Consider the following 20,007-nt stretch of genomic DNA (forward strand, 5'->3'; position numbering starts at 1 on the left):
CCCGGATCGCGGGCTCGGTGACGATCCCGGTCCACGGCCAGGAGGCCCGGCTCGGCCCCGTCAGACCGCTGCGGTCTCCACGACCCGGGTCACACCCCGTGCCGCCAGCGCCGCGGGGTCGGCTACGGTCCGGCTCGTCACGACGGTCACGGCCTCGCCGGCCGCGCGCAGGCGGTGCCAGCGCTCGAAGACCGGGCCGCCCGGTGCCAGGTCCGCCCGACGGATCGGCAGGTCGGCTGTGTCGACGTCGACCACCACGGCACTCGTCCGCGGGGTCGGGATCGGGGCGGAGCGCCGTGCGTCGGCGACGACCTCGGCGTAGCGCCGGCCGAGCGGCTTCACGCGGTTGTCGACGTCGAGCAGACCGAGCGAGTACTCCAGGTCCTTGAAGTCGCCCAGGTCGCGGGAGACGTCGTGGGAGCACCACCACGTGACCGCGTGGAGGCGTTCGGTCGTGAGGGCCGCGGCGACCGTGCGCTCGAGGAACTCGGGCATCTCGGACTCGGCGAGGTGCCGGTCGGGTGCCCCGACCTCCTGCAGCCAGACGGGCCGCTCGAGGTCGGTGGCGAAGGCGCGGGCGAGCTCGATCATCCACTCGGCGTGCCGGACGGACTCGTCGGAGAGTGCCCCGTACCGACCGGCCACCCCGTTGAAGATCCAGGAGTGCACGGTCGTGACGTCCCCGAGCCGGCTGGCGTGCGCCGGTACGAACGGGTGGCCGTCGCGGTACCAGAGGTGGTCGTTCTCGGAGTGCGTGACGACGTGCCGCGGGTCCTTGTCGTGGGGTGCGCCGAGCAGGGACTCGAGCCAGTGCGTCACCTGCGCGGTGTCGGCGGGCATCGCGGCGGGGTTCGGCGGCTGGAACTGGTTGAGCTCGTTGCCCAGGGTCAGCCCGGTGAAGTTCGGGCGGTCGCGCACCGCGTCGTACACGGCGGCGACGAGGGCGGCCTGCGCGTCGATCGCCGGCTGGTCGGTGAACATGTTGCCGTCGTGCCAGTTCACGAGCCACGCGGGGACGAAGTCGAATCCGGACATGTGCCCCTGGACGACGTCGACACTGGCGTCCAGCCCGAACTCGGCGGCGATGTCGACCACCAGGGCCACGTCGTCGAGGGCGCGTCGGCGGATGAGTGTGCGGTTCGGCTGCAGGGTCGGCCACAGCGGGAACAGCCGGACGTGGTCGAGGCCGAGGGTGGCGATCGCCTCGAGGTCACGGCGGATCGCGGATTCCTCCACCGACTGCCACTGGAACATCCAGTCGGTCGAGGGCACGTAGTTCACGCCGAAGCGCGTGGCGGTGGTCATCGGTCTCCTTCGATCAGGGAACGGTGGCGGCGGCTGGGGCGGGGCCGGTCGAGCCGCGGACGTGCAGGGCACGCCCGCCGACCTCGGCATCGGTGACCTCGTCGCCCCGGACGAGTCGTTCGACCAGGGCGACGGCGGTGCGGGCGGACTCCTCGACGGGGGCGTCCAGGGCGGTCAGCGACGGACGCACGATCGACGAGACCCACGAGTCCTCCCACGCGACGACGGACAGGTCCTCGGGAACGCGGACACCGAGCTCGGGGGCGTGCGCGATCACTTCGGCCGCGATCGCCTCGCCGTCCAGGACGATCGCCGTGGCGCGGTCCAGCCGGGCGAGCAGGTCGGCCACCGGGTCCTCGGCGTCGGCTCGCCACCCGAGCACGAGCGCGTCCACCCCCCGGCGCGCGGCTGCGGCGGTGAAGCGGGCGTCGCGGGCGCCGGTGTGCGCGAGCGCCGGACCGTCCCCGACGCGGGCGATCCGGCGGTGCCCGAGCGAACCGAGGTGGTCGAGCAAGGACTCGGTCGCGTCGGCGTCGCCCACCGTGACCGCCGGGACGGTGCTGCCGGCGATCGGTGCGCCGAGCATGACGGCCGGGGCCGCCAGGTGCTGCAGCATCGGGATGCGGGGGTCGTCGGTGCGGACGTCGACGAGCAGGAAGCCGTCGACCCGCTGCTCGGTCCACCACTGCCGGTAGACGGCGGCTTCGTCGTCGGCCTGCACGAGGGTGACGGACAGCGACCAGCCGATCGCGGCGAGGGGTTCGGTCAGGCCGGCGATCAGCCGCATCGTGAACGGGTCGCGCTGGAAGGTGTCGCGTGAGCGGGCGAGGACCAGTCCCAGGCTGTGCCCCGCGTTGCCGGAGAGCTTGCGGCTCGCCAGGTTCGGCCGCCAGTTCAGGTCGTCGGCGGCCTTGCGGATCCGGGCCGCGGTGGCGGCGGACACGTTCGGCCGCCCGTTGAACACGTGCGAGACCGCCGAGGTCGAGACGCCGGCGCGCTTGGCGACCTGCGCGATGGTCACACGGCGTCGGTCGACGGCTCCGGCAGTGGTGTCGCTCATGCCGTCGAGCGTAGAGGCTTGACCCCGTCGTGTAAAGCGGTATACGTTGCTCGTCACCTGAAGTACACCGCTGTACCAAATGCATCGCGATCGCTCCACCATCCACTGCCAGGGAGGCACCGTGACGGACGGCATCAGTAGGCGCACCCTCATCGGGGCCGGGCTCGGCGCCGGCATCCTCGCGCCGATCCTGGCCGGGTGCAGCGCGCTCACCCCGGCCTCGAGCGGCCCCGGCACGCTGAGCGTGCACACCCAGCTCAGCGGCGCGGTCGCGGGTGCGCAGACGTTCACGGACGTCGTCGCCGCCTACCGCCGCCGCACGGACCGCAAGGTCGCCCTGCTGTCGAACGGGTCCGACCTGCCGATCGTCTTCGAGACGAGTTCCCTCGCCGGCAAGGAAGCCGACGTCGCGATCGTGAACATGGTCGGGCGGACGTTGTCCTGGACGGGTGAGGACGCCACGATCGACGTCTCCCGGTACCTCGACGAGTGGGACCTGCGCGACAAGATCATCCCCGAGGCGCTCGAGGAGTGGACCGACGACCAGGGCCGGCTCCGGGCGTTCCCGTTCACCCGGACGAACTGGCCGGTGTCGTTCAACACGGCGCTGCTCGAACAGGCCGGAGTCAGCGAGATCCCGACGACCTCGGACGCGCTCATCGCCGCAGCCGACCGCCTGCGCTCCGCCGGCATCGGGCCGGTCACCGTCGGCGGGTCGGACTGGAGCGGGCAGAAGCTCCTCATGCAGGTGATCCAGGGGTTCGTGTCCCAGGACGAAGCGGCGAAGGTCTTCTCCACGGGCAGGATCTCGGAGAGCGCCGGTGCGGTCCGCGGCGTCGAGCACTTCGTCGAGCTCCGCGACGCCGGGGTCTTCGTGGACTCGGTGCAGGGGTTCACCTCGGACTCCGAACTGACGCAGTTCACCACGCGCAAGGCCGCGATCGTCCCCGCGATGTCCTCCGCCCTGGCGCTGGTGTCGAAGGAACGCGCGAGGGAGGTCACCGTGGGCGGCTGGCCGGTCCCCTCGCAGCACGCGGCCATCGCGCACCCGAGCGTCATCAAGAGCTACAACGGGCACGGCATCTGGATCAGCGAGAACGGCCGGGCGAAGCTCGACCTCATCAAGCCGTTCGTTCAGTACCTGTACTCGTCGGCGGTGACGACCGAGTTCGTCCTCGACTCCGGCCGCGACATGAGCCGGATCACCGACACCGTCAGCCGCGACTTCCCGCTCGTCGCCCAGGCGTCGAAGCTCACCGACGACCAGGTCACCCCGGTGATGCTGCCCGACCTGCTCGTGCCCGACTCGGCGTACGAGCCGATGATCCGTGCGACCAGCCTGGCGTACGGCTCGGGCACCTCGGCCGACCGCATCATCGACCTCTTCGAGCGCGCCTACACGGCCGCCTGACCCACCCGACCCTGCGAGAAGGAGCTCCCCATGGCAGTGCTCGTCGAGGAACCACCCGTCCGGTCGGCGTCGACCCCGCCCGGGCCCGCCCGCCGCGGATCCCGCGCCGTCGGCAGCACCCGCGGCAGCTTCCCGACCTTCGCGATCCCGGCGCTGGTCTGGTACGGCCTGTTCATGATCGGGCCGGTCGTCGCGATGATCGTGATCGCCTTCCTGAGCTGGCCCGGCATGCTCGTCTCGCCGACGTTCGCGGGGCTCGACAACTTCCGGGTGCTGTTCTCCGACGAGACGTTCTGGGCCGCGGTCCGGAACAGCACGGTGCAGATCGTGGTGGGGTTGCCGATCATGATCGTGCTGGCGTTCCTGCTCGCCTTCCACGTCGTGCAGAAGCCGCGCGGGCACAAGGTGCTCCGCTACCTGCTCTTCATCCCGGCGCTCATCTCGGCACCGGCCACGGCGATGATGTTCTACGCGATGCTCAATCCCGACGGCCTGGTCAACGGGGTGCTCGCGACGCTCGGCATCGGCGGCAAGGCCTGGCTGGCCGACCCCGCGACCGCCCTCGGCGCGCTCATCGTCGTCGACCTGTGGGCCGGCATCGGGTACTCCGCGGTGCTCATCGCGAGCCGGCTCGACGGCGTCGACACCGAGGTCGTGCAGGCCGCCCGCATGGACGGCGCCGGATCGTGGCGGCTGGCGTGGGGTGTGTACTGGCCGATCGCCCGCGACTTCATCGGGGTGGTGGCGATGCTGCAGTTCCTGTCGATGCTGTTCAGCTCCGCGCAGAACGTGCTCTTGCTGACCCAGGGCGGCCCGGGCACCGCGACCACGACGCTGTCGTACCTCGTGTACCAGAAGGCGTTCGTCGACACCGACCTCGGCTACAGCCAGGCCGTCGGCGTCGTCCTGTTCGTGCTCGGACTCGGCGGGATGTTCGTCATCCGCCGGGTCCTGCGCAAGACCCACTGACCGTGACACCCCTGACCGACCGCCCCTGACCGACAGACCCCGGGAGACCACCATGGCGAAACCCACCGCCGGCATCCGGCTGCGAGACCGGATCGGCTCCATCACGAGCGGCACCGTGGCGTGGATCTACGCCGCCCTGCTGATCCTGCCCTTCTACTACTTCGTGGTGTCGTCGTTCAAGGACAACGACGGCATCTTCGAGTCCCCGTTGGCGCTGCCCGCGTCGTGGGACCTGTCGAACTTCACCGAGGCGATCCGCCAGGCCTCGCTCGGACCGGCCATCGCGAACTCGGCGATCACGACGGTGGCGGCCCTGGTGCTGACCCTCGTCCTCGCGCTGCCGGCGTCGTTCGCCCTCGCCCGGGCCACCGGCCGCGCCGGACGGATCGTCGAGGGACTCTTCTCGCTCGGGTTCCTCATCCCGTCGTTCGCGGCGCTGTTCCCGACGTTCCTGCTCGCCGCCGGGATGGGGCTGTTCCACACCCGGACGTTCCTCGTGCTCCTGCTGCCGGCGACCGCGATGCCCCTGGCCGTCGTGATCCTGACGCAGTTCATGCGGACGATCCCGCGCGAGCTGGAGGAGGCCGCGTCGATGGACGGCGCCTCGGCGTGGCAGGTGATGCGCCAGGTGTACCTGCCGATCTGCATCCCGGGCATCGCCACGGTGCTGCTGCTGAACTTCCTGTCGTTCTGGAACGAGTACCTCTACGCCCTGGTGCTCATCGGTCCGGACACCGCGCAGCGGACGATCCAGGTGGCGCTCCCGACGCTGAAGGTCGATGCCGGCACCGACTACGGGATGCTCATGGCCGGCACGTTGTTCACGCTGCTGCCGGTGTACCTCGTGTACTCGATCCTGCAGCGCCAGATGCAGCGCGCCCTGGTCTCCGGAGCGATCAAGGGATGACCGAGCACCCGACCGCGCACCCGACCGAGCACCAGACCGCGACGAGCCTCGACGTCCGCGCCCGCATCGGCCAGCTCAACCAGCGCCTCAAGGGCTGGGAGGCAGTCCGCTGGGTCGACGGCCGCCCGCGGATCACCGACGTCCTGCGCGCCGAGGTCGACCGGTGGGGCGGGATCGGCGCGGTCTACGGCGTGCTCCGCGCCGACCCCTGGTCCGGCGTGCACTGGGGCAACGGCATCCCGCCCGAACGCTCCGCCGAGGCCTACGCCGCCGTGCAGGACCACGTCGTCGCGCACAGTGACGGCGGCGTCCCGACGCTCTTCGTGGAAGAGGTCCCGCACGGGCTGCAGGCCCTCGGCGGCACGACGGTGCCCGTGAACCTCGCGCTCGGCGCCGCGATGGACGAGCAACTCGTCGAGGACCTCGCGGCCGCGGTCGCCGCCGAGGTCCGCGCCCGCGGTACCCACGTCGCCCTCGTCTCCGGGCTCGACGTCCTGCGCGATCCCCGGTGGGGTCGGAGCGAGGAGTGCTGGTCCGAGGACGCCGCGCTCGCCGCGATCATGGTCGCCGCCACCGTCCGGGGCATGCAGGGCGGCGGTCCGGGCACGATCGACGACCGACACGTCGCGGTCGTCGCGAAGCACCTGGCCGGGCAGGGCGCCGGCATCGGCGGGCGGAACGGCTCCGGTGCTCCGATCGGCCGCCGCGAGCTCGCCGAGGTGCACCTGCCGCCGGCGCTCGCCGCGGCACGCGAACACGTCGCCGGGTTCATGGCGGCGTACAACGACGTCGACGGGGTGCCGTGCTGCGGCAACCGCGACCTGCTCACCACCACGATCCGCGACACCTGGGGCTGGGACGGGCTCGTGATGGCCGACGGCACCGCCATCGACCGGCTGCGCGACGTCACCCCCGATCCGGCCTCGGCGGCTGCGCTCGCGCTCCGTGCCGGGGTCGACCTGAGCCTGTGGGACGAGTCCTACACGCACCTCGACGAGGCACTGGACCGGGGCCTGATCAGCACCGACGACCTCGACCAGGCGGTGGACCGCGTGCTCGCCCTGAAGCGCCGCGTCGGCCTGCTCGCGACACCGACAGCACCACCAGCGACACCTGCAGCTGCACCTGCACCAGCACCCGGCCCGGCCGAGAACGCCGAGCCACTGGAACGCGCGACCATCGCGCTCGCCGAACGTGCCGCTCACCGCGCCGTGGTCGCCCTGGGCGGAGCGCTGCCCGCGATCGCACCCGACGCCGTCGTCGCCGTGGTCGGCCCGAACGTCGACGACGTCGACGCCCTGCTCGGCGACTACTCACCTCCGCGGCCGCCCGACGACCCCGGTGCGTCCACCGTCCGCTCCGCCCTGGAGGCCCGGCTCGGCCCCGCCCGGATCCGCACCGCCCGGGGCAGCGGGCTCCGACAGCCCCTGCCGGGCCCGGACGGGCTCCTCGCGGTCCGCACGGCGCTCCTCGGCGCCGACGTGGCGGTGGTGGTGCTCGGCGGCTCGAGTCGTCGCGCGTACGACGACGGCTTCGAGGACAACGGCGCCGTCAGCGGTCCGGCACCGGACACCACGAACGGCGAGGGGGTCGACCTGGCCTCGATCGCCGTGCCCGACGCGCAGCTCGACGTGCTCCGCGCCGCCCGCGAGAGCGGTCTGCCGGTCGTCGCGGTCGTCGTCGACGGTCGACCACGTGTCCTGACCGAGGTGCTCGCCCTGGCCGACAGCGTGCTGGTCGTGCCGTTCCCCGGGCCCTCCGGTGGTCGAGCCGTCGCGGACGTGCTGTTCGGCGCCCCGGCCGAGGGACGACTCCCCGCGACGTGGCCCGGCGCCGAAGGCGTCCTGCCCGTGGCGCACGACGAGCGCCTCGAGACGGCACGCGGCTACGTCGACGTGACCAGTCGCTCGACCGTGACCGGTGCACCCGGGCCGGGTGGCGGGGTGGACGTCCGCCTGGCGGAGGGGAGCGACGCGGTGACTGCTGTGCGCCTCCTGGCCGGGGGGACGGTGACCGTCCCGGTGACGGTGCGCAACACGTCGGACGCACCCCGTCGGGTCTCGGTGCCCCTGTGGGGGCGGCGGCGTGAACCCGGTGTCCGTCCGCGGCGACGACGACTACTCGCCCTGGTGACGGTCGACGTGCCCGCCGGTGGGACCGTCGACACCGTGTACGCGCTCGGACTCGATGCGCTCGGCACGTGGGACGCTGGTCTCCGGCTCGGTGCACGGCCGCTCGAACTCGACTGCTGGACGGACGACGTGCTCGATCCACCCGGGTCGACGCGGACCGTCCGCGTCACCGACGGACAGGAGTCAGTGCGATGGGTGTCGTGACGCAGACGCAGCTCGAGGAGATCACGCCGACGCTGGTGGCGGCCGCCGACCGGGTCCGGGCCGCGGTCGGCACCGAGGTCGGCGACCGCGTTGAGCGCGCGCTCGTCCGCACGCTGCGGGACACGATCTCGCTCGACGACGACGGCGCCTTCGTGATCACGGGGGACATCCCGGCGATGTGGCTCCGCGACTCGACGACGCAGATGACGCCGTACCTGCGGTTCGTGGCGGACGACCCGGCGCTCGCGGAGCTGCTCTGGGCGGTCGTGCGGCGGCAGTTCCGGCTGATCGAGCACGACCCCTACGCGAACTCGTTCAACCGCGAGCCGAACGGCGCGCACTACGACCCCGACGACCTGAACGCCGACCCGCTGGTGTGGGAGCAGAAGTACGAGGTCGACAGCCTGGCCTACCCGGTGACCTTCGCACACGCCCTGTGGCGGTCGACCGGGTCGACCGCGGTGCTGGACGAACGGGCGCACCGGGTGTTCCGGACGATCGTGACGCAGTGGCGGACCGAACAGGACCACGACGCCTCGGCCTACCGGTTCGTGCGCGACGGGGCGATCCCGACCGAGACCCTCGCGCGCGACGGCCGTGGCACCCCGGTCGCGGTGACGGGCATGACGTGGTGCGGGTTCCGCCCGTCGGACGACGCCTGCACGTACGGCTACAACGTGCCGGCGAACCTGTTCGCCGCCGAGGCGCTGCTCGCCGTCGCCGCCATCGCGCGGGACGTCTGGTCCGACTCCGGCCTGGCGGACGACGCCGACGTGCTGCGCGCGAGCATCCTGGACGGCGTCCGGCAGCACGGCGTCGTGCCCGGGCCGGACGGCGAGGACGTCTACGCCTACGAGGTCGACGGGCTGGGCGGCGTGCTGCTCATGGACGACGCGAACACCCCGTCGCTGCTGTCCCTGCCGTTGTCGGCGCCGTCGGTGCTCGACGACTCGGTGTGGGCGGCGACGCGGGACTTCGTGCTGTCACCGGCGAACCCGTACTGGTTCAGCGGCACCGCGGCGGCCGGCATCGGCAGCCCGCACACGTTGCCGCAGCGGGTGTGGCCGATCGCCCTGGCGGTCGAGGGGCTGGTTTCCGGGTCGCCGGCGCGCCGCCGGGAACTGCTCGACGTGCTCGTGGCGACCGACGGCGGGACCGGCGACATGCACGAGTCGTTCGACGTCGAGGACCCGGCGCAGTTCTCGCGCCCGTGGTTCTCGTGGGCCGACGCGATGTTCTGCGAACTGGCACTGGCGGCGGCCGAGGACTGAACCTCGACCGCCGCCAGTGCGGGTCCTGCGGGTGACCGACTAGGCGCCGAGTGCGGCGTCCACGATCTCCTTGGCCTCGCGCTGCACCTGCTCCAGGTGCTCCTGCCCGACGAAGCTCTCGGCGTAGATCTTGTAGACGTCCTCGGTGCCGGACGGTCGTGCGGCGAACCAGGCGTTGTCGGTGACGACCTTGACGCCGCCGACGGCCGCGTCGTTGCCGGGGGCCTTCGACAGCTTGGCGGTGATCGGGTCGCCCGCCAGGGTCTCGGCGGTGATGGCGTCGCCGTCGAGCTTCGACAGGCGTGTCTTCTGCTCCTTCGAGGCCGCGGCGTCGACGCGCTGGTAGACCGGGTCGCCGAAGCGCTCGGTCAGCTCGACGTACAGCTGCGAGGGGGTCTTGCCGGTGACGGCGACGATCTCGGACGCCAGGAGCGCCAGGATGATGCCGTCCTTGTCGGTGGTCCACGCCGTGCCGTCGGTGCGCAGGAACGACGCTCCGGCGGACTCTTCGCCACCGAACGCCACGGAGCCGTCGATCAGGCCGGGCACGAACCACTTGAAGCCGACCGGGACCTCCCACAGACGGCGCCCGAGCGATTCTGCGACGCGGTCGATGATGCTCGACGACACCAGGGTCTTGCCGATGGCGGCGTCGTCGCGCCAGGCCGGACGGTGCGCGTAGAGGTACTCGATCGCGACGGCGAGGTAGTGGTTCGGGTTCATCAGGCCGCCGTCGGGCGTGACGATGCCGTGCCGGTCGGAGTCGGCGTCGTTGCCCGTGAGGACGTCGAACTCGTCCTTGTGCGCCAGGACCGAGGCCATGGCCGAGGGGCTCGACGGGTCCATCCGGATCTTGCCGTCCCAGTCGAGTGTCATGAACGACCAGGTCGGGTCGACGTCCGGGTTCACGACGGTCAGGTCGAGCCCGTAGTGGTCGCGGATGAGGTTCCAGTACGGCAGCGATGCGCCACCGAGCGGGTCGGCGCCGATCTTCACCCCGGCACGCTTGATCGCGGCGATGTCGATGATGTTCTCGAGGTCGGCGACGTAGGTGTGCAGGAAGTCGTAGCGGTCCGGGGTGGCGTGCTCGGTGCGCTGCACCTCGGCGTTGCCGCCCTCGATGATCGCGTTCGCCCGGTTGGCGATCCAGCTCGTGGCGTCGCTGTCGGCGGGGCCGCCGTGCGGCGGGTTGTACTTGAAGCCGCCGTCGCGGGGCGGGTTGTGGCTCGGCGTGATGACGATGCCGTCCGCCGTGTCGGGGTTGCCGGCGCGGTTGTAGCGGATGATCGCGTGGCTGAGCGCGGGGGTCGGCACGTAGCCGTTGTCGCTGTCGGCCAGGACGTGCACGCCGTTGGCGGCCAGGACCTCGAGCGCGGTGCGCTCGGCGGGGCCGGACAGGGCGTGGGTGTCGCGCCCGATGAACAGCGGGCCATCGGTGCCCTGCGACTGCCGGTACTCGACGATCGCCTGCGTGATCGCGGCGATGTGGGTGTCGTTGAAGGCGGAGTCGAGCGAGGAGCCGCGGTGGCCGGAGGTGCCGAACACGACCTGCTGCTCGGCGATGGAGACATCGGGCACACGGTCGTAGTAGGCGGCGACGAGCGCGTCGATGTCGACGAGGTCGTCTGCGGTCGCGGGGGTGCCGGCGCGGTCGTTCATGGGTCCATCCTGGCATCGCGCACCCGGACGCGTCCGGCCGGCGCACAGCCGGGGCCGCAGAGCGCGGCCGGAGCCGTGTCCGCCGACCGGGGCGACGGCGCGGCTCAGGCGGTGCGGAGGGAGCCGGTCGCCGTGCGGAACGAGCCGGTGGCCGTGCGGGTGGAGGCGGTCCAGGTGCCGGGACGCGACCGCTGCACGTCGGTGAAGCGCCCGAGGCGTCCGGTGATCGGCGCGCCCGTGTAGGTGCCCACCGATTCGGTGGAGCGGGTGCCCGTGAAGGACGCGCGCTCGTCACGGTCGCGGAGTCCGGACACGAAGGTGCCGCCGAGCGGGAAGGTGCTGTTCGTCATGCGCTCGACCGTACGTGACTGTCTTGCATGATGCAAAACAAGTGCACGAACGTGCGTGATCAGGCCATGAGCTCGCAGAAGCTCCGGCCCGCGACCGTCCAGCTCTGCCGCGCCACGAGGCCGGCGTCCGCCGCGTGCCGGTGCAGCGCGTCGAGTCCGACCTCGGCCCAGGGGAACCCGGCGCTCTCGTGGCCGTCGGCGTCCATCACTCGTGCGGTGTACACCCGGTCGGCCAGCGGGTCGGGGTTCGTCTCCACGATGACCCGGCCACCGGCGCGGACGATCTCGCCGCAGCGCTCGAGCAGGGCGGCGGGGTCGCCACCGATGCCGATGTTGCCGTCGATGACCAGGGCGGTGTCCCAGTGCCCCTCGTCGGGGACCGCGTCGAACACCGACCCCTGGATCGCGGTGCCACCGGACCGCTGGGCGATCGCCACGGCCTCGGCGGAGACGTCCACGCCGAGTGCGGGGATGCCGCGGTTGCGCGCGGCGACGAGCATCCGCCCGGGGCCGCAGCCGATGTCGATCACGGGGCCGTCGGCGTCGTCGAGCAGCGAGCGGTCGACCCGGTCGGCCGCGGCGCTCCACCGGCCGACGTCCATCGTCGTGACGACGTCGGGGCGGTCCGGGTCGGTCAGCCGGAGCCGTCCGTCCGAGCGCAGTGCCCGGGCGTAGGGCTCGCCGCCGCCGGCGCCGAAGGAGACGGGTGCGTGCATGGTCATCGGAGACTCCCCACGGTCTCGGCACGGAGTGCCTGGGTGAAGCCGGAGTCCGGCGCGAGTTCGGCGACGCGTTCGGCGTCGGGCATCGTGTCGACGTCGAGCAGCTCGCCGAGGATCCCGACGTCGAGGCCGGCGTCGGTCAGACGTGCGAGCTGGACGGCGCCGGTGTCGTCCTGCGACATCGGGACGCCCCGGAGCAGGTCGCCGGTCGGGGCCTGCAGGTACAGCGACCAGAAGCCGCCGTCCTCGGCGGGGCCGAACCACGCGTCGCGCTCGGGCCGGTCGAACACCGGGGCGAGCGCGTCGGTGGACACCTGCGGGGTGTCCATTCCGACGAGCAGCAACGGGCCGTCGATGGCGTCGAACAGGAACCCGAGGCGCTCGTCGAGCCCGCCGCCGGGCTGGTGGAGGACGTCGAAGCCCTCGGCCGACTCCGGGACGACGTCGCCGTCGAAGAACAGCACGCGGCGCTCTGCGGGCAGGGCGCGGACGGTCGACAGGGTGTCGGCGAGGCTCGCGGACGCCACACGGGCGGCACCCTCGGGTGAGAGCGCCGGGGTCAGGCGGGTCTTCACCTTGCCGGGCAGGCACTCCTTCGCGACCACGGCCACGGTGATGCCGGCGGTCATGCGCGCGTCCCCTCGACCGAGGCGGTGACGGGTGCGGAGTCGGGCCGTGCCGTGGAACCGGTCGCGGCGGTGGAGCCGGCCACGTGGCGGACGGACGCCGGTGCGACGACCCGGACACGGGCCTCCCGGCGGTACGCGCGCAGCAGGCGGGTCATGTCGCGGACCGCGTTGATCGTGCCGCGGAGCGTCCCGGTCACCTTGCTGTCGCCGATGCGCTGCGCGTAGCCGATGTCGGACTCGTCGACGCGCCAGCCGGCCGCGTGCGCGGCCAGGACCATCTCGAGCGGGTAGCCGCTGCGGCGGTCCTGCAGGTCCAGGGCGACGAGGTCCTCGCGGCGCATGACGCGCATCGGGCCGAGGTCGCGCAGGCGGTAGCCGGTCGCACGGTGCATCAGGACAGCGAGGACGCGGTTCGCGAACCGTGCGTGCGGCGCCCAGGCGCCCGTGCTCGTCGGGACACGTCGTCCGAGCGCCAGGTCGACGCGGCCGCTCGCGACGCGGTCGACGAGCGGCGGCAGTTCGGCGGGGTCCATCGAGGCGTCCGCGTCGCAGAAGGCGACGAAGTCGGCGGTGGCGGCCGCGACGCCCGCGGCGCAGGCGGAGCCGAAGCCCTTCACCGGTTCCGTGACGACGAGGGCGCCGTGGGCGCGGGCGACGTCGGCGGAACCGTCGGTCGAGCCGTTGTCCACCACGATCGCGCGGTAGCCCTCCGGGAGGCGTGCGATCACCTTCGGCAGGGCATCGGCCTCGTCGAGGCACGGGAGGATGACGTCGACACTCATGTCCGTCATTCGGTGCCGGTCGTCAGATCGACGGGTCTGTCCTGTCATGCACTCGACGTAACACGACGACGCGCGCCGGGGTACAGGAAATCTGTACCCGCTGGTCAGTCAGCGCACTGTTTCGGCGCGGGGTCCCCAGAACGGGGGACAAGCGGACGGGAGGCCCGTGGCGGGCGTTCGTGTCCGGTCGCGTCCGGCGTGTGGTCGCGCTGGGCGCGGTGCGCGCGGTGCGCGCGCTTCGTGAGCAGGAATGGTCGGGTCTCGTCCGGTGACCCGACCATTCCTGCTCACGAAGTGGGGCTACTGGACGGCACTCCGGAGGGGAGCGGTCGCGAAGTCGCGCATGCCGGCCGCGAAGTCGACCTCGGCGCGCCAGCCGAGCTCGTCGGCGATGCGGTCCGAGCTCGCCGTGACGTGGCGGACGTCGCCCAGGCGGTACTCGCCCGTGACGACCGGCTGGGGGCCGTCGGGGCCCGCGATCGCCGCGGCCATGTCGCCGATCGTGTGCACGACGCCGGACCCGACGTTGTACGCGCGGAACGAGTCGGCGGGCAGGTCGGCGGTCGCGGCGATCGAGGCGACGTTCGCTCCGGCGACGTCGTCGACGTGCACGAAGTCACGACGCTGGGCGCCGTCCTCGAAGACGCGGGGAGCCTCGCCGCGGGCCAGCGCCGAGCGGAACAGTGACGCGACACCGGCGTAGGGGGTGTTCGCGGGCATGCCGGGTCCGTAGACGTTGTGGTAGCGGAGCGCGATCGCCCGGCCGCCCGTCGCGCGCGCCCAGCTCGAGGCCAGGTGCTCCTGCGCGACCTTCGTCTGCGCGTACACGTTGCGGGGGTCGAGCGCGGCGGACTCGTCGATCAGGCCGGGCAGCAGGGGGTGACCGTCCGGGCCGATCGGGTCGAAACGACCGGCGTCGAGGTCCTCGCGGCGGCGGGCCGGCGGCCGGACGGGCTCGCCGTCGGACGTCGTGTACGCGCCCTCGCCGTAGACGACCATCGAGCTCGCGACGACGAGTCGACCGATGTCGTGCCGGTCCATGCCGGCGAGGACGTACGCGGTGCCGGCGTCGTTCGACGAGACGTAGTCGGGGGCGTCCTGGAAGTCGACGCCGAGGCCGACCTTGGCGGCCTGGTGGCAGACGACGTCGACGCCGTCGAGCGCGGCGTCGAGCGAGACCCGGTCGCGGACGTCGCCGTGCACGAACTCGATGCCCTGCTGCTGGTGGGCGCGCACGACCTCGCCGGGGTCGCCGTGGACGTCGTCGCGGAGGGAGTCGAGGACGCGGACCTCGTGGCCGTCGGCCAGCGCGCGGCGGACGATCGCGGAGCCGATGAAGCCGGCGCCGCCGGTGACGAGCAGGCGCGTCATACGGTGGGTCCCGGGGTCGCGGCGGTGGGCTGGGTCTGCATGATGCTGGCGCTGGCGCTCGCCGGGACGAGTTCGCGCGGCGTGAAGTCGGCGGGGATCGCGCCGACGATCCCGCCGATGGCGCGGACGATCACCTCGTTGGCGCGGGCGAGACGCTCCATCACGAGGGCGTGGGTGACGGGTGCGCCGGCGTCGTCGGCTGCGTCGCCCGTGGCCGCTGTGCCCGCCGTGGCCGCTGCGTCCGCCGTGGCCGCGTGGGCGGCTGCGGCTGCGGCTGCGGCTGCGGCTTCGTCCTCGGTCGGGGCCAGGCCGGCGTCGGCGTCGGTGACGAACGACAGGTTGACGGTCGCGATGCCGAGCTCGGCGGCGAGCGGGACCTCGGGGGTCATCGTCATGTTGATGGTGTGGCCACCGGCCTCGCGCAGCCAGACGGACTCGGCGCGCGTCGAGAAGCGGGGGCCCTGGATGACCACGCACGTGCCGGTCGGACGGAACGGCACGTCGAGTGCGGCGATCGCGTCGACGGCTGCGCGCCGCAGCGTCGGGTCGAACGGGTCGGCGAACGACAGGTGCTGGACGTCGTCCTCGAAGAACGTGTCCGCGCGGCCGAAGGTGCGGTCGATGAGTTGGTCGGTCACGACGAAGGTGCCCGGGGCGTAGTCGGGGTGCAGACCACCGACGGCGCTCGAGGACACGATCGCGCGGACGCCCAGGGAGCGGAGCGCCCAGAGGTTCGCGCGGTGGTTGATGCGGTGCGGGGCGACGGAGTGCTCACGACCGTGCCGGGTGAGGAACGCGACCCGACGGCCGGACATCGTGCCGATGCTGATCGGGCTCGACGTCGGGCCGAACGGCGTCGGCACGTCCAGCTCCTCGGCGGTCCCCTCCTCGAACAGCTGGTAGAGGCCGGAGCCCCCGATGACACCGATCGTCACGGCTTCGTCGTTCTCCACAGGTCCTCCGAAAGGTCGTCGGCGCGGTCTGCGCGCTGGATACGCTACTGACGCCGGCCCCGGACGAACCGGGAGCGGCGACACCATCCCTGTTCGGAGGCACCTGTGCGAACGATCGGTCAGCACCGCGACGACCTGGCAGCGCTGCTCGCGCCGGTCCTGGCGGGCCTCGGGGCTGCGTCGTGGCGGATCGACGACCTCGCCGTCGACGGCCGTGCCGGTCACGGGCACCGCGTGCTCGCTGCACCCGTCGCTTCACCGGTCCCGTTGCCGCCCTTCGACAACAGCCAGATGGACGGCTTCGCGGTCCGGGTGGCCGATGCCGGGCAGGACGTCCGGGTCGTCGCGCCCATCCCCGCCGGGGTCGTCCCCGCACCGCTCTCCTCCGGCACAGCGGCACCGATCATGACCGGCGCGCGGATCCCCGACGGCGCCGATGCCGTCTTCCCGGTGGAGGCCACGTCGCCGGGGTCCTTCCCGGCTGCGCTCGACCTGGGGCACGTCACGGTGCCCGCTGACCTCGTGCCGGGCACCTTCGTGCGAGCGACCGGCAGCGACCTGGCCCTCGGTGCGTCCATCGCTCCGACCGGTGCGCCGATCACCCCCGCCCTGCTCGGCGCGCTCGCAGCCGCCGGAGTGTCCACCGTGCAGGTTCGTCGACCGCTACGGGTCCTCGTCGTGTCGACGGGGTCCGAACTGCAGGGCGCGGACACCGACGCGGCGACGATCGGTGACGCGAACGGCATCGCGCTGCAGGCGGCGCTCGCCGAGATCGGTGCTTCGTCCCGCACGGTCCGGGTCCCCGACGACGTCGACGCGTTCGTCACCGAGCTCGACGACGCCGTGGGGGACTGGGCCGACCTCGTGCTCACCACCGGGGGCATCAGTGCGGGCGCGTACGAGGTCGTGCGGCAGGCACTCGAACCCCGCGGGCTCGCCGTGACCCCGGTCGCGATGCAGCCCGGCGGACCGCAGGCGTTCGGCAGCGTGGAGCTCGCCGGTCGACCGGTGCCGGTGGTGTCGTTCCCCGGCAACCCGGTGTCGGCGCTCGTCTCGTTCGAGGTCTTCCTCCGTCCGCTGCTCGCGCCCCTCGTCGGGCTGCCGGCCGACCGTCCCGAGCTGCACCTGCCCGCTGCTTCGGCTGCGCAGTCACCGGGTGGCAAGCACCAGGTGCGGCGTGGCCGGGTGGCCGACGGGGTCGTCCACTTCGTGGGCGGACCGAGTTCCCACCTGCTCGCGCACTACGCCGCCGCCACGCACCTCGTGCACGTCCCGGTGGGGGTCGACGCCGTCGAACCCGGTGACGTTCTGACCGTCTGGAGCCTCCGATGACCGAACCCGTCCACACGTCCGATCAGGTCGATCCGTCCGACGCGGCCGAGCTGTCGCACGTCCGCGCCGACGGGTCCGCGCACATGGTCGACGTGTCCGCGAAGGACGTCACCGACCGCTCGGCGACCGCCACCGCCACACTCGTCACCCGGCCCGACGTCGTCGCTCGCATCCTCGACGGCTCCTTGCCGAAGGGCGAGGTCATCGGCACCGCCCGCATCGCCGCGATCATGGCCGTGAAGAAGACCTCCGACCTCATCCCGCTCTGCCACCCGCTCCCCATCGCCGGAGTGCAGGTCGACATCACCGGTGCCGACGACCGCGTGCTGATCGAGGTCTCGGTCCGCACGACCTCGCGCACCGGCGTCGAGATGGAAGCGCTGACCGGCGCGAGCGTCGCCGCGCTGACCGTGTACGACATGGTGAAGGCCGTCGACCGGGCGGCCTCGATCACGGACGTCCGAGTGCTCGAGAAGCACGGCGGTCGGTCGGGAGACTGGAGCAACCGATGACCTCGCAGCCGACCAGGGGCCGTGCCGCCGTCGTGGTGGTGTCCACGCAGGCCGCCGCCGATCCGGCACTCGACCGTACCGGGCCCGTCATCGCGGGGTGGCTGCGCGAGCGGGACTTCACCGTCGCCGAGCCCGTGATCGTCCCCGACGGCGGGGCGATCACCGAGACCGTGACCGCCGAACTGCTCGCCGGGGCCCGGATCGTCATCACGACCGGGGGCACTGGCGTCACCCCGACCGACCGGACGCCCGAGGCCGTCGCGCCCCTCATCGACCTGGAGCTGCCCGGTGTCCTCGAAGAGGTCCGTCGTCGCGGGCTCGCCGGGGCCGGTCCGACCGCACTGCTGAGCCGCGGCGTCGCCGGCATCAGCACCGGCGGATCCCTGATCGTCACGCTGCCCGGGTCGCGCGGCGGGGTGGCGGACGGACTGGCCGTGCTCGACGGATTGTTCGAGCACGTGCTCGCGCAGGTACACGGCGAGGGCCACGCGCCCCGGAGCGCGTCGTGACCGCGGCGCTGGACGCACGCGTCGTCCTCGCTGACGTCGTCGACCGGGGGATCACCGTCGATGAGGTCTCCGCCGTCGTCGCCACCGACCAGGACGGCGCCGTCGTCACCTTCGCCGGCGTCGTCCGCGACCACGACGGCGGCAAGGGCGTCACCGCGCTCGACTACGAGCGGCACCCCAGCGCCGGCGACGTCATCGCCGAGGTCGCCCGCACCGTCGCCGCAGCCCACCCCGACGTCCGGATCGCCGTGCTGCACCGCGTCGGATCGCTCGGCATCGGGGACGTCGCGCTCGCCGCGGCAGTGGCGTCGTCGCACCGGGCGCAGGCGTTCGCGGCGTGCGGGGAGCTGGTCGACCTGGTGAAGGAGCGGGTGCCGATCTGGAAGCACCAGCGGTTCACCGACGGCACGGACGAGTGGGTCGCGGCGCTGTGACGGATGCTCAGTTCATGCTGGTTCGCTCAGATCGGTGAACGAAGCACAGACGACCGCCGACCGGCGGTGGGCCGACGCGGAGATCCGGGCGCAGGCGTACCTCGCGCAGCCGCGTGATCGTCGTGTCCTGCCCATCCGCGGGTTCGTCCTGGCGGTGGCCCTGGTGATCGCGCTGCTGGTGCTCGTCGGCGTCGCGCTGCCCCCGGACTCCGACGCACGGCTGATGCTCTCGACCGTCGGACTCAGCATCGCGGTGCTCATCCTGGTGGTGGAGATCATCCGTGCGTTCCGGTTCCGACGCCGTGCATGACACGCTGTCGTCCGTGATCAAGTCGTCGCGTCGCTGTCGCAGCGTGAGCAGCGTGCGGTCTCGCGTGCGGCGATCGGCCAGGCGGACGCGCCGGCGGATCGACGGATCGTGGTCGACGCCGTCGCGACCGACCTCGCGAGCGGTGCCGCCCTCCCGATGCAGGCCGGCTTGCTCGTCGTCTGGTCGTCGATCGCCGTCGCGGGGACGGCCTTCTGGTTGGTCTACCTGATCGGAAGTCTGTTCACGGTCGCCCAGTTCGTGTGGTCGGTGCGTCGCGCCGTGCTCGCGCGGCGCTGTCTCGCAGCTCAGCACCGCACGGACGTCGACCCTGTACGGCCCCGCAGCTGACCGTGTCCGGATCGCAACACCGGCACGCGTTCGGGGCGTGGCGACAGCCCTCAGGTTCTCCATAGAATCGCGAACATGAGCGTCTTGCTGCCCGGGATCACCGTCATCCTGCTGGTCTTCGCCCTGATCGACATCCTGACGAAGAACGACGACCAGATCCGCGGACTCCCGAAGATCGCGTGGGTGATCCTCGTGATCCTGGTCCCTGTCGTCGGCAGCATCGTCTGGTTCGCCATCGGCCACGACTGGGCCCCAGGTGAGCGGAACCACGGCCGCTACATCGAGCCCGCCCGTCACGAGGACCGGTACGCCACCCTCGGTGATGCCCGCAGCGCCCACGGCGCCAAGCGCATCAGCGGCACGGAGCAGGAGCTCGCCGAACTCGAGCGCGAGATCGAGTACTGGGAGGCGCAGGCTCGCCTGAAGCGCGCGAAGGACGCCGCCGGCGAGGGCGACGCCGCTCCCGCGAGCTGACGTACCCGACCGCCGGAGCCGCGCCAGCCCCGGGGAGCTGACCCGGGCCTCCAGGTCGACGCGCCGTCGCACCGTGCGCGGTCTGTCGGCTGGTGCGAGGTTGACCGCTCTGTGCGCCGCTACAACCTCGCACCGAGCGGTCAACCTCGCACCACCTGCCGAAGCCCGCACCGTGCGACCGAGCTGACCCGCGCCTCCAGGCCGTCGCACCGACGCGCCGTCGTACCGGGCGCACCGTGCGCGGTCTGTCGGCTGGTGCGAGGTTGCACGCTCCGTGCGCCGCTACAACCTCGCACCGAGCGGTCAACCTCGCACCACCCGAACAAGTGCGCACCGTGCGCCCGGCCCCGCCCGGCCCCGCAC

The 20,007-nt window shown here is 72.4% G+C and carries 21 protein-coding genes; 12 read left to right on the forward strand and 9 right to left on the reverse strand.

Going from position 1 to position 20,007, the window contains the following annotated elements:
• Positions 1-60: 60 nt before the first annotated feature.
• Both GVL05_RS11740 and GVL05_RS11745 read right to left on the reverse strand, forming a co-directional pair.
• Positions 61-1,305: a glycosyl hydrolase gene (locus GVL05_RS11740; RefSeq protein WP_131921232.1), complete on the reverse strand. Its 1,245-nt coding sequence runs from the start codon at positions 1,303-1,305 to the stop codon at positions 61-63.
• Between the two features lie 13 nt (positions 1,306-1,318).
• Positions 1,319-2,365, reverse strand: coding sequence for a LacI family DNA-binding transcriptional regulator (locus GVL05_RS11745; protein ID WP_111085521.1), 1,047 nt, complete (start codon positions 2,363-2,365; stop codon positions 1,319-1,321).
• Between the two features lie 121 nt (positions 2,366-2,486).
• Here GVL05_RS11745 and GVL05_RS11750 point away from each other — a divergent pair, with 121 nt between their 5' ends.
• The 5 genes from GVL05_RS11750 to GVL05_RS11770 are packed head-to-tail and all read left to right on the forward strand — an operon-like array spanning position 2,487 to position 9,259.
• Complete coding sequence (locus GVL05_RS11750) at positions 2,487-3,776, forward strand: ABC transporter substrate-binding protein (RefSeq protein ID WP_159573250.1); 1,290 nt, start codon at positions 2,487-2,489, stop codon at positions 3,774-3,776.
• 30 nt (positions 3,777-3,806) lie between these two features.
• Positions 3,807-4,745, forward strand: coding sequence for a carbohydrate ABC transporter permease (locus GVL05_RS11755; protein ID WP_131921229.1), 939 nt, complete (start codon positions 3,807-3,809; stop codon positions 4,743-4,745).
• Between the two features lie 52 nt (positions 4,746-4,797).
• A complete protein-coding gene (locus GVL05_RS11760) occupies positions 4,798-5,652 on the forward strand; it encodes a carbohydrate ABC transporter permease (RefSeq protein ID WP_123293697.1) in 855 nt (284 codons plus the stop codon).
• Positions 5,649-7,988, forward strand: a complete 2,340-nt coding sequence (locus GVL05_RS11765) for a glycoside hydrolase family 3 protein (protein ID WP_159573251.1) — start codon at positions 5,649-5,651, stop codon at positions 7,986-7,988. Before GVL05_RS11760 ends, GVL05_RS11765 begins: the two co-directional genes overlap by 4 nt.
• The gene (locus GVL05_RS11770) at positions 7,985-9,259 is read left to right on the forward strand and encodes a glycoside hydrolase family 125 protein (RefSeq protein ID WP_235035950.1); all 1,275 of its coding nucleotides are present in this window, start codon (positions 7,985-7,987) and stop codon (positions 9,257-9,259) included. Before GVL05_RS11765 ends, GVL05_RS11770 begins: the two co-directional genes overlap by 4 nt.
• 39 nt (positions 9,260-9,298) lie before the next feature.
• Here GVL05_RS11770 and pgm read toward each other — a convergent pair whose 3' ends face one another.
• From pgm to GVL05_RS11805, 7 genes are all read right to left on the reverse strand, one after another.
• On the reverse strand, positions 9,299-10,918 hold the full coding sequence (gene pgm / locus GVL05_RS11775; RefSeq protein WP_159573253.1) for a phosphoglucomutase (alpha-D-glucose-1,6-bisphosphate-dependent): 1,620 nt from the start codon (positions 10,916-10,918) through the stop codon (positions 9,299-9,301).
• Positions 10,919-11,022: 104 nt separating this feature from the next.
• A complete protein-coding gene (locus tag GVL05_RS11780) occupies positions 11,023-11,268 on the reverse strand; it encodes a hypothetical protein (protein WP_123937570.1) in 246 nt (81 codons plus the stop codon).
• Between the two features lie 59 nt (positions 11,269-11,327).
• Positions 11,328-11,990: a class I SAM-dependent methyltransferase gene (locus GVL05_RS11785; protein ID WP_159573254.1), complete on the reverse strand. Its 663-nt coding sequence runs from the start codon at positions 11,988-11,990 to the stop codon at positions 11,328-11,330.
• On the reverse strand, positions 11,987-12,619 hold the full coding sequence (locus GVL05_RS11790; RefSeq protein ID WP_159573255.1) for a DUF2064 domain-containing protein: 633 nt from the start codon (positions 12,617-12,619) through the stop codon (positions 11,987-11,989). The genes GVL05_RS11785 and GVL05_RS11790 overlap by 4 nt, the downstream gene beginning before the upstream one ends.
• On the reverse strand, positions 12,616-13,401 hold the full coding sequence (locus GVL05_RS11795) for a glycosyltransferase family 2 protein (protein WP_327785642.1): 786 nt from the start codon (positions 13,399-13,401) through the stop codon (positions 12,616-12,618). The genes GVL05_RS11790 and GVL05_RS11795 overlap by 4 nt, the downstream gene beginning before the upstream one ends.
• Positions 13,402-13,701: 300 nt before the next feature.
• On the reverse strand, positions 13,702-14,772 hold the full coding sequence (locus tag GVL05_RS11800; RefSeq protein ID WP_159573256.1) for an NAD(P)-dependent oxidoreductase: 1,071 nt from the start codon (positions 14,770-14,772) through the stop codon (positions 13,702-13,704).
• Positions 14,769-15,725, reverse strand: a complete 957-nt coding sequence (locus GVL05_RS11805; protein WP_159573257.1) for an MTAP family purine nucleoside phosphorylase — start codon at positions 15,723-15,725, stop codon at positions 14,769-14,771. Before GVL05_RS11805 ends, GVL05_RS11800 begins: the two co-directional genes overlap by 4 nt.
• Positions 15,726-15,830: 105 nt before the next feature.
• On the opposite strand from GVL05_RS11805, the gene glp reads away from it, so the two are divergent.
• The 7 genes from glp (at position 15,831) to GVL05_RS11835 (ending at position 19,644) form a co-directional block, all read left to right on the forward strand.
• Positions 15,831-17,057, forward strand: coding sequence for a gephyrin-like molybdotransferase Glp (glp, locus tag GVL05_RS11810; protein WP_159573258.1), 1,227 nt, complete (start codon positions 15,831-15,833; stop codon positions 17,055-17,057).
• On the forward strand, positions 17,054-17,569 hold the full coding sequence (gene moaC / locus GVL05_RS11815) for a cyclic pyranopterin monophosphate synthase MoaC (protein WP_159573259.1): 516 nt from the start codon (positions 17,054-17,056) through the stop codon (positions 17,567-17,569). Before glp ends, moaC begins: the two co-directional genes overlap by 4 nt.
• Positions 17,566-18,078: a molybdopterin-binding protein gene (locus GVL05_RS20005; RefSeq protein WP_194671896.1), complete on the forward strand. Its 513-nt coding sequence runs from the start codon at positions 17,566-17,568 to the stop codon at positions 18,076-18,078. The genes moaC and GVL05_RS20005 overlap by 4 nt, the downstream gene beginning before the upstream one ends.
• A 50-nt stretch (positions 18,079-18,128) precedes the next feature.
• Entirely contained in the window at positions 18,129-18,512 is a 384-nt protein-coding gene (locus GVL05_RS20010; protein WP_235035953.1) for a molybdenum cofactor biosynthesis protein MoaE, read from the forward strand.
• A 34-nt stretch (positions 18,513-18,546) separates the two neighbouring features.
• Complete coding sequence (locus GVL05_RS11825; RefSeq protein ID WP_159573260.1) at positions 18,547-18,822, forward strand: hypothetical protein; 276 nt, start codon at positions 18,547-18,549, stop codon at positions 18,820-18,822.
• 108 nt (positions 18,823-18,930) lie between these two features.
• The gene (locus GVL05_RS11830; RefSeq protein ID WP_159573261.1) at positions 18,931-19,170 is read left to right on the forward strand and encodes a hypothetical protein; all 240 of its coding nucleotides are present in this window, start codon (positions 18,931-18,933) and stop codon (positions 19,168-19,170) included.
• 75 nt (positions 19,171-19,245) lie between these two features.
• Complete coding sequence (locus GVL05_RS11835; RefSeq protein WP_159573262.1) at positions 19,246-19,644, forward strand: PLDc N-terminal domain-containing protein; 399 nt, start codon at positions 19,246-19,248, stop codon at positions 19,642-19,644.
• Positions 19,645-20,007 lie beyond the last annotated feature (363 nt).

Source organism: Curtobacterium sp. 18060 (assembly GCF_902706105.1).
Lineage (GTDB): Bacteria > Actinomycetota > Actinomycetes > Actinomycetales > Microbacteriaceae > Curtobacterium.

What these genes read in the sequence shown, in the direction of transcription:
- GVL05_RS11835 (WP_159573262.1), top strand. Translation starts at nt 19,246, where the DNA reads ATGAGCGTCTTGCTGCCCGGGATCACCGTCATCCTGCTGGTCTTCGCC.
- GVL05_RS11800 (WP_159573256.1), bottom strand. Translation starts at nt 14,772, where the DNA reads ATGACGCGCCTGCTCGTCACCGGCGGCGCCGGCTTCATCGGCTCCGCG.
- moaC (WP_159573259.1), top strand. Translation starts at nt 17,054, where the DNA reads ATGACCGAACCCGTCCACACGTCCGATCAGGTCGATCCGTCCGACGCG.
- GVL05_RS11790 (WP_159573255.1), bottom strand. Translation starts at nt 12,619, where the DNA reads ATGACCGCCGGCATCACCGTGGCCGTGGTCGCGAAGGAGTGCCTGCCC.
- GVL05_RS11795 (WP_327785642.1), bottom strand. Translation starts at nt 13,401, where the DNA reads ATGAGTGTCGACGTCATCCTCCCGTGCCTCGACGAGGCCGATGCCCTG.
- GVL05_RS11765 (WP_159573251.1), top strand. Translation starts at nt 5,649, where the DNA reads ATGACCGAGCACCCGACCGCGCACCCGACCGAGCACCAGACCGCGACG.
- GVL05_RS11740 (WP_131921232.1), bottom strand. Translation starts at nt 1,305, where the DNA reads ATGACCACCGCCACGCGCTTCGGCGTGAACTACGTGCCCTCGACCGAC.
- pgm (WP_159573253.1), bottom strand. Translation starts at nt 10,918, where the DNA reads ATGAACGACCGCGCCGGCACCCCCGCGACCGCAGACGACCTCGTCGAC.
- GVL05_RS11745 (WP_111085521.1), bottom strand. Translation starts at nt 2,365, where the DNA reads ATGAGCGACACCACTGCCGGAGCCGTCGACCGACGCCGTGTGACCATC.
- GVL05_RS20005 (WP_194671896.1), top strand. Translation starts at nt 17,566, where the DNA reads ATGACCTCGCAGCCGACCAGGGGCCGTGCCGCCGTCGTGGTGGTGTCC.
- GVL05_RS11760 (WP_123293697.1), top strand. Translation starts at nt 4,798, where the DNA reads ATGGCGAAACCCACCGCCGGCATCCGGCTGCGAGACCGGATCGGCTCC.
- GVL05_RS11785 (WP_159573254.1), bottom strand. Translation starts at nt 11,990, where the DNA reads ATGACCATGCACGCACCCGTCTCCTTCGGCGCCGGCGGCGGCGAGCCC.
- GVL05_RS11755 (WP_131921229.1), top strand. Translation starts at nt 3,807, where the DNA reads ATGGCAGTGCTCGTCGAGGAACCACCCGTCCGGTCGGCGTCGACCCCG.
- GVL05_RS11780 (WP_123937570.1), bottom strand. Translation starts at nt 11,268, where the DNA reads ATGACGAACAGCACCTTCCCGCTCGGCGGCACCTTCGTGTCCGGACTC.